Below are 8,277 nucleotides of genomic sequence, written 5' to 3' on the forward strand. Positions count from 1 at the left end.
CCGCAGCCCGGTGCCAGTGGCAATCAGGTCATTTTCGCTTGCGGGAAGAGGTCATTTTCCCTTGCGAAAAGCGTTTGGCGTCACGCCAGTGAATCGCTTGAAAAACCGTGTGAAATATGCGGGTTCCGTGAAGCCCAAAAAATCGGATACCTGATTGATATTGAGCGCGGTGTAGGTGAGACTGCGCTTGGCCTCCAGCAGCAATCGCTGATGGACGAGGGCGAGCGCGCTTTTGCCCGCTATTCGCTGGCAAACCATATTCAAATACACCGGCGTCACGCCCAGACGTTCGGCGTAGCGGCTGATCGGAAAATGTTCGCGGTAATGTTTTTCGATCAGGCCGGAGAATGCCCTCAGATAGGTTTGACCACGATCCTGACGTTCGCCCCGTTCCTCGCCTTGTTGATCCTGGCGACTGACCCATACGACGAGCGCGCTCACGAGTGACCGGAGCATCAGGTCCCTTGAGGGTGCGGGAAGTCCGTATTCCTGATTCAGCCGGCCACATAGCGTATTCAGGTAAGGCAGGTCATTGCCGACCGAATAACAGCCCGGGTGCTCGAGCACGCGGCGCGGCGCGTCGATTTGCTGCTGAAGCCAGTTCATCAGCGGCGCAGCGATGGTAACCACGTATCCGTCGACTTCCGGAGAGAACTGGAAGCCGTGCACGCACATCGGCGGGACGACCTGGACCGATGGCGTGTTTATCGTTGTCTTCTCGCCCTCGATTTCGAGCTGTGCCACGCCTTTCTGAACGTACAGGATTTGGGCGAGGTCTGCGTGCCGGTGCTGCCCGATTTCCCAGTCGTGCAAGCTGCTTCGCTCGGGGATCGACTCGCAGTGCAGCAAATCGAGCGTGCTCCAGTCAGGCCCTTCGCCGTATAACTTGAAGACAGGGATGTCGCGCTGCGCTGGATGTTTCATGAATTCGTCACCGGGTTATCGGCCCGCATAGGACTTTTTAAAAGTCCAATTTTAAACAAAAAAATTGCCTTATCAGCGCTGCCGATTTCTAGAAAAATGCAATTCAACCGTGGCGCTAATTATTGGGGCTCAAAGAGCGAAGTGGCAGTCGCGGCGCAGAGAAATATAGGAGACATCGGTCATGAAGACCCAAGTAGCGATCATCGGCGCCGGGCCGTCCGGCCTGCTTTTGGGACAGTTGCTGCACAAGGCGGGCATCGACAGCGTCATTCTTGAACGTCAGAGCGGAGAATACGTGCTCGGCCGAATTCGTGCGGGCGTGCTCGAGCAGGGCATGGTCGACCTGATGCGCGAAGCGGGCGTGAGCGAGCGCATGGATGCGGAAGGGCTGGTTCACGACGGAATCGAACTCGTGTTCGGCGGGCGACGTGACCGGATCGACCTGAAGCAGCTCACGGGCGGTTCGTCGGTGCTGGTGTACGGCCAGACCGAAGTGACGCGCGATTTGATGGCGGCGCGCAAGGAAAGCGGCGCGACCACAATCTACGAAGCGGCCAACGTTCAGTTGCACGATGTGAAAGGCGAAGCGCCTTACGTCACATTCGAAAAGAACGGTGAGACATACCGTCTGGATTGCGATTACATCGCCGGCTGCGATGGCTTTCATGGTGTTTCGCGCAAGACGATTCCCGAGGAAGTGCTTACTCACTACGAGCGTGTCTATCCGTTTGGCTGGCTCGGCATGCTGTCCGACACCCCGCCTGCCAATCACGAGCTGATTTACGCGCACCACGAACGCGGTTTTGTACTCTGTAGCCAGCGTTCGACGACTCGCAGCCGTTACTATCTGCAAGTTCCATTAACCGAGAAGGTTGAGAACTGGTCCGACGAGCGCTTCTGGGAAGAGCTGAAAACGCGCCTGCCGCAGGATGTGGCGGAGAAGGTGGTCACCGGTCCTTCGCTCGAGAAGAGCATCGCGCCGCTGCGCAGTTACGTGGTTGAGCCGATGCAGTATGGCAAGCTGTTTCTCGTGGGCGACGCGGCGCATATCGTGCCGCCAACCGGCGCGAAAGGCTTGAATCTCGCCGCAAGCGACGTGAGCACGTTGTATCGGATTTTGAATCGCGTCTACCGCGACGGCCGAACCGATCTACTGGAAAAGTATTCGCAGATTGCGTTGCGCCGCGTGTGGAAGGCAGAACGTTTCTCGTGGTTCATGACGAACCTTCTGCACGAGTTCTCCGATCGCGACGCCTTCGACAAGCGCATGCAGCGCACCGACTACGACTACTACACGACTTCCGAAGCCGGGCTCAAGACGATCGCGGAAAACTACGTTGGTTTGCCGTACGAACCGATTGAATGAAGCAGAAGTGATGCATCGCTTGATGCGCATGCGCCGCTCATGAATACGCATCCTGGGACATGCCGTGACTACGCGCTCGCCGGCCCGACTTCGGCAATCTCCGCCACCGCTTCCTGGGTGCGCGCGCGACCGGCCTGCCGGCGATGCACGACGCGCATGTGCGCGAGCGGCTCATCGAGCGCAAATGGCTTGACGAGCAGGACGAGCCCGTGTCACGTCGTGCGCAAAGCGAGCCATCCCTGGCCTGGTGCACGGCGAACCCGTCGCCCTGCAGGCCTTGCTGCAAGCCGCTGCCGATCAGTTCATCGTCTGCGAACAGGAGTATTCGCTTACGCGCGCTCCGTTGTGCCGGTCGTCAGTGGTGGTCGTACTCCGTATTCCACGCGTGATGCGAGAGGGTATGACCCGACTCCGAGGTGCTGGTTGCCGCGCCACCGTAACTGGTATTCGATTGCGCTGCCACGCGGGCTTCGGCCGCCTGAATGTCCGCGGGATATTGCGCCTTGAGAGGCTTGTAACCTGCATGGTCGAGTTGGATCAGTTGTCCTTCGACCTGCGCGCGGGTCATTGGATCATTCGACGCCTGTGCAAACGATATTGCAGGCATGGCGACGCTAAGCGACAGAGCAAGTGCCTTGATGAGGGTATTCATGACTGGTACCTCCGTAATTAGCCCATCGGAACTGCTGGCGTTTTGTGTTCCAGCAATTTCAGTTTGAAGCGCCAGACTTAAGACACGGTTAACACGATGCTTGTTGTGAAGCATGTCCGTGAACGCCGGTAGGCTTTGCAGTCAATGTGCCCCATCATGAAATGGGCGATGGGTACGCAAGGACTGCGGAGGCAGAAGAGGGGCAGCACGATCGCGCGCGTCCGGAGGCAGCAAAGGCTGCCCCCGATATCGACCAGCGCTTACTTCAACCGCCCCGCAAGGAACTGCTGCAACCGTTCACTACGCGGCGCGTTGAGCACTTCCTTGGGATCGCCTTGCTCTTCGATCTTGCCCTTATGCAGGAACACCACGTGATTCGATACATTGCGCGCGAATCCCATTTCGTGCGTGACGACGATCATCGTGCGGCCTTCCTCGGCGAGCGCCTGCATCACGCGCAGCACCTCGCCCACGAGTTCGGGATCGAGCGCCGAAGTGGGCTCGTCGAACAGCATCACCTCGGGCTCCATCGCCAGCGCGCGGGCGATCGCCACGCGCTGCTGCTGGCCGCCCGAAAGATGCGACGGATACTTGTGCTCGACGCCGTTCGCAAGGCCCACCTTGGCCAGGTACTTGCGCGCGCGTTCTTCGGCTTCGGCGCGACTTAGACCCAGCACGCTCACGGGCGCCTCGATGATGTTCTCGAGCACGGTCATGTGCGCCCACAGATTGAAATGCTGGAACACCATCGCAAGGCGCGTGCGCATCGCCCGCAACTGCTTCGGGTCGCTGACGCGCAACGAGCCGCTGCGGTCGGCGCTCGTGCGAATCTCCTCGCCATTGACCGTGATGCGGCCGGAGCACGGCGATTCGAGGAAGTTAATGCAACGCAGGAACGTGCTCTTGCCCGATCCGCTCGAGCCAATCAGGCTGATCACGTCACCGGGTTTGGCCTTGAGCGAGACGCCTTTCAAAACTTCGTTTTCGCCGAACTTCTTGTGCAGGTCGTCGACAATCAGCTTGTACATTCTCGATACTCCATCAGCGCTGAATGGGTTCAGTGCCCTTGCGGTTTTAGATAAGCCAGCATCCGGGTTTCCATGCGGCGGAAGGCCCAGATCAGGGCGAAAACGATCGTCGCGTAAAGCACGGCGGCAATTCCGTATGCCTCGAAAGTCATATAGGTGGCGGAGTTCGCGTCGCGAGCCACTTTCAGAATGTCGGGCACGGTTGCGGTGAACGCGAGCGTCGTGGCGTGCAGCATCAGGATCACTTCATTGCTGTACGCGGGCAGCGCGCGGCGCAATGCCGAGGGCAGGATGACGCGCGTGTAGAGCTTGAACTTCGACATGCCGTAGGCGAGGCCCGCTTCAATCTCGCCCGCCGGCGTCTCGCGGATAGAGCCGGCAAAGATCTCGGTGGCGTAGGCGCATTCGTTGAGCGTGAAGGCAAGCAGCGTGCAATTCATCGCACTCCGGAAGAATTCGCCAAGCAGCGCGTGGGTATGCACATAGTTCAGGCTATAGATGCCGGTGTAGCAGAGCAGCAGTTGAACATAGAGCGGCGTGCCGCGAAATACGTAGGTGTAGAGCCAGACCGGCCGCGAGATCCACGGATTACGTGAAGCGCGCGCAATCGCGAGCGGCACGGCCAGTCCGAAGCCCAGCACGATCGAGATGACCAGCAGCCAGAGCGTAATGACGAGGCCGCTGTAGTTGAAGCCGTCGCTGTACAGGTAGTTCGGCCAGTATTGCTGAAGCAGTTCGATCACAGCGCGGCCCTCCGCACACCGGTCGAATAACGCTTTTCGAGGCGGTGCAATGCCAGGTTGGAAACAGTGGTGATGGCTAGATAGATCGCGCCGGTCGCCAGCGTGAAGAAAAAGAACTCCTGGGTGGCTTTGCCTGCGTCCTGCGAGGCTTTCACCACGTCGGCGAGACCGATGATCGAGACCAGCGCGGTCGCCTTCACGAGCACCTGCCAGTTGTTGCCGATGCCGGGCAGCGCGAAACGCATCATCTGCGGAAACAGGATGCGTGTGAACACGCGCGTGGAACTCATGCCGTATGCAAAGCCCGCTTCGATCTGGCCACGCGGCACGGCAAGAAACGCGCCCCGGAACGTCTCGGTAAAGTACGCGCCGTAGATGAAGCCGAGCGTGATGACGCCGGCCACGAACGGGTCGATGTCGATCTGGTCCATGCCCATTGCGTCAGTCAGGTGGTTCAGCCAGATCTGGATGCTGTAGAACAGCAGCAGCATGAGCACGAGATCAGGCACCGCGCGGATCAGTGTCGTATACGTCGTTCCGATGCGTGCGAGCACGCGGTTGGGCGAGAGCTTCGCCGCGGCGCCGATGAGGCCCAGCACGAACGCCGCGGCGAGCGACAGCAGCGAGAGCTTGATGGTTTCCCACGTGCCGGCGAGGAGGAGAGGGCCGAAGCCTTGGAAGAGCATGAATGGACGTCCTTCAATGACGGGGCGCTATACGCGTGCCGCGCGTTGCGCGGCAGCGGCACGGCCCCGTGTCGATACAAGCGAGGCGATGGGGCTTAGCCGCCGTACACGTCGAAGTCGAAGTACTTCGACTGGATCTTCTTGTAGGTGCCGTCCTTGATCATGTCGGCGATCGTCTTGTCGATCTTCGCCTTGAGGTCGGCGTCGTCCTTGCGCAGGCCGATGGCGGCGGCGCCCGTGGGGATCTCCGGTCCGGCGAACGCGAAGCCAGCGCCGCGCGGCGTCTTCAGGAAGCCGAGATCGGCTTGCACTTCATCCTGGAGCGCAGCGTCCAGACGGCCCGACTTCAGGTCCAGATAAACCTGGTCCTGGTTCTGGTAGGTAATGACATTCACGCCCTTGGTCGCCCAATTCTGCCTGGCATAGGTTTCCTGGGTCGAACCCTGCTCGACACCCACCGTCTTGCCCTTGAGCGACTCGACGGTTGGCTGCAGCGTCGCATCCTGCTTCGCGACGAGGCGCGTGGGGGTGTTGTAGAGCTTCTGCGAGAAGGCAATCTGCTGCTCGCGCTGCGGCGTGACCGTGAGCGCGGAAAGCGCACCGTCGAACTTCTTGGCCTTCAGGCCCGGAATCATGCCGTCGAAGTCCTGCTCGACCCACACGCACTTTGCGTTCAGGCGCTTGCAGATCTCGTTGCCGAGATCGATGTCGAAGCCGATGAGCTTGCCATCGGGCGCCTTCGACTCGAACGGCGCGTAGCTGGCGTCGGTGCCGAAACGGATGGTGGACCAATCCTTCGCGTAAGCGCCGCCGGCGGCTAGAGCAAGTGCGACACACAGGGCAAGTTTCTTCATGACGTCTCCGAACGGAATTTTCTGCAGATCAATGCAGTGAGTTGTCTATACAAATTACCGATTGCGCCGGGGGGCCGGCAATCGGTGTTATTACCTGGGCCAAGTGCTTGTGCCATAAACGAAAGGCAGCGTAATTCCGGCGTCAGGGAGGTGTGGGCGAGGGTATACACGAATCGTTTTTAACTTGTATAGACAAGTCCTTTTGTGTAATCTGGCGCCACCTTGTCCATACAACTTCTTGACTGCGATGATTACACTGACCCCTGGCCATCTGACCCTCCCGCAACTGCGCCAGATCGCGCGCGCCGCGGACAGCAGCAGCGTCCAGCTTCAGCTCGACCCGGCAAGCTTTGCCGCGATCGACGAGAGCGCGCGCACCGTTGCCGAGATCACGGCCAAGGGTGAGCCCGCTTACGGCATCAACACGGGCTTTGGCCGCCTCGCCAGCACGCATATTCCGATCGATCAGCTCGAACTGCTGCAGCGCAACCTGGTGCTCTCGCACGCCGTGGGCGTGGGCGAGCCGATGGAACTGCCGGTCGTGCGCCTGATGATGGCGCTGAAGCTGTCGAGCCTGGGCCGTGGTCATTCGGGCATTCGCCGCGAAGTGATGGAAACGCTTATCAAGCTGTTCAATGCGGACGTGCTGCCCGTGATCCCGGTGAAGGGCTCGGTGGGCGCTTCGGGCGACCTCGCGCCGCTCTCGCACATGTCGGCGGTGCTGCTGGGTGTGGGTGACGTGTTCGCGAAGGGCGAGCGCATGAGCGCGGAAGAGGGCCTGCGCCTGGCCGGCCTCAAGCCGATCGCGCTGCAAGCGAAGGAAGGCCTCGCGCTGCTGAACGGCACGCAAGCCTCGACGGCGCTGGCGATCTACAACATGTTCGCAATCGAAGACCTGTACCGCACGGCGCTGGTTTCCGGCGCGCTGTGTGTGGACGCGGCAGCCGGCTCGGTCAAGCCGTTCGATGCGCGCATTCACGAACTGCGCGGCCATCGCGGCCAGATCGAGGCGGCTTCGGCCTATCGCACGCTGCTCGACGGCTCGGCGATCAATCTTTCGCACCGCGATTGCAGCAAGGTCCAGGACCCGTACTCGCTGCGCTGCCAGCCGCAGGTGATGGGCGCGTGCCTCGACCAGATGCGCCATGCCGCGCAAGTGCTGCTGATCGAAGCCAACGCGGTCTCGGACAACCCGCTGATCTTCCCGGACACCAAGGAAGTCATTTCGGGCGGCAACTTCCACGCGGAGCCGGTGGCGTTCGCAGCCGACAATCTCGCGCTGGCCGCGGCCGAAATCGGCGCGCTGGCCGAGCGCCGCATCGCGCTGCTGATCGACGCGACGCTCTCGGGCCTGCCGCCTTTCCTCGTGAAGGACGGCGGCGTGAACTCGGGCTTCATGATCGCGCACGTAACTGCGGCGGCATTGGCTTCGGAGAACAAGACGCTCGCGCATCCGGCTTCGGTGGATTCGCTGCCGACTTCGGCAAACCAGGAAGACCACGTGTCGATGGCGACTTTCGCCGCGCGCAAGCTCGCCGACATCGCCGGCAACACGGCCAACATCCTCGCAATCGAACTGCTGGCCGCAGCCCAGGGCGTGGACCTGCGCGCGCCGCACGCGACCAGCCCGGCGCTGCAGAAGGTGATGGCATCGGTGCGCAAGGAAGTGCCGCATTACGACCTGGACCGCTACTTCGCACCCGATATCGCGGCCATGACGGAGCTCGTTCAGAACGGCGCCATCGCCGCGCATAGCCCGTTCGCGTTCGAGTCGGAGCAATAAGCCGAATTACTGAATAACGTAGACAAATACTTCGAGATCCTTATGAACCATCCGAACTTCACCGATCCCCGCCTCGACCCGAGCCGCACGATCCGCGCACCGCGCGGCAGCGAGAAGGTGTGCAAGACCTGGCTGGCCGAAGCCGCGTACCGCATGATCCAGAACAATCTGGATCCGGAAGTGGCCGAGCATCCGCACGCGCTCGTGGTGTATGGCGGCATTGGCCGCGCCGCGCGCAACT

The 8,277-nt window shown here is 60.9% G+C and carries 8 protein-coding genes and 1 pseudogene; 3 read left to right on the top strand and 6 right to left on the bottom strand.

Translation table 11 applies throughout. The annotated features are described in order from the left end of the window. Positions 1-51: 51 nt before the first annotated feature. Positions 52-924: a helix-turn-helix domain-containing protein gene (locus tag NH14_RS27060; RefSeq protein WP_035534487.1), complete on the bottom strand. Its 873-nt coding sequence runs from the start codon at positions 922-924 to the stop codon at positions 52-54. 181 nt (positions 925-1,105) lie between these two features. On the opposite strand from NH14_RS27060, the gene pobA reads away from it, so the two are divergent. Then, complete coding sequence (pobA, locus tag NH14_RS27065; RefSeq protein ID WP_035534488.1) at positions 1,106-2,290, top strand: 4-hydroxybenzoate 3-monooxygenase; 1,185 nt, start codon at positions 1,106-1,108, stop codon at positions 2,288-2,290. A gap of 355 nt (positions 2,291-2,645) precedes the next feature. Here pobA and NH14_RS27070 read toward each other — a convergent pair whose 3' ends face one another. The 5 genes from NH14_RS27070 to NH14_RS27090 all read right to left on the bottom strand — a co-directional run bounded on the left by NH14_RS27070 (position 2,646) and on the right by NH14_RS27090 (position 6,253). Then, entirely contained in the window at positions 2,646-2,942 is a 297-nt protein-coding gene (locus NH14_RS27070; RefSeq protein WP_035534490.1) for a DUF4148 domain-containing protein, read from the bottom strand. Between the two features lie 260 nt (positions 2,943-3,202). Beyond that, positions 3,203-3,970 (bottom strand): ABC transporter ATP-binding protein, encoded by a 768-nt coding sequence (locus NH14_RS27075; RefSeq protein ID WP_035534491.1) that lies wholly within the window; start codon positions 3,968-3,970, stop codon positions 3,203-3,205. 29 nt (positions 3,971-3,999) lie between these two features. Then, positions 4,000-4,713 (bottom strand): ABC transporter permease, encoded by a 714-nt coding sequence (locus NH14_RS27080; protein WP_035534492.1) that lies wholly within the window; start codon positions 4,711-4,713, stop codon positions 4,000-4,002. After that, positions 4,710-5,399, bottom strand: a complete 690-nt coding sequence (locus NH14_RS27085; protein WP_035534494.1) for an ABC transporter permease — start codon at positions 5,397-5,399, stop codon at positions 4,710-4,712. The genes NH14_RS27080 and NH14_RS27085 overlap by 4 nt, the downstream gene beginning before the upstream one ends. A 95-nt stretch (positions 5,400-5,494) precedes the next feature. Beyond that, complete coding sequence (locus NH14_RS27090) at positions 5,495-6,253, bottom strand: ABC transporter substrate-binding protein (protein WP_035534496.1); 759 nt, start codon at positions 6,251-6,253, stop codon at positions 5,495-5,497. Between the two features lie 247 nt (positions 6,254-6,500). Between NH14_RS27090 and hutH the strand changes: the two genes are divergently transcribed. Then, the gene (gene hutH, locus NH14_RS27095) at positions 6,501-8,036 is read left to right on the top strand and encodes a histidine ammonia-lyase (protein ID WP_052148599.1); all 1,536 of its coding nucleotides are present in this window, start codon (positions 6,501-6,503) and stop codon (positions 8,034-8,036) included. Positions 8,037-8,078: 42 nt separating this feature from the next. Further along, a pseudogene (locus NH14_RS27100) lies at positions 8,079-8,277 on the top strand (urocanate hydratase); the annotation flags it as partial.

The organism is Paraburkholderia sacchari (genome assembly GCF_000785435.2).
GTDB classification, from domain to species: Bacteria; Pseudomonadota; Gammaproteobacteria; order Burkholderiales; family Burkholderiaceae; genus Paraburkholderia; species Paraburkholderia sacchari.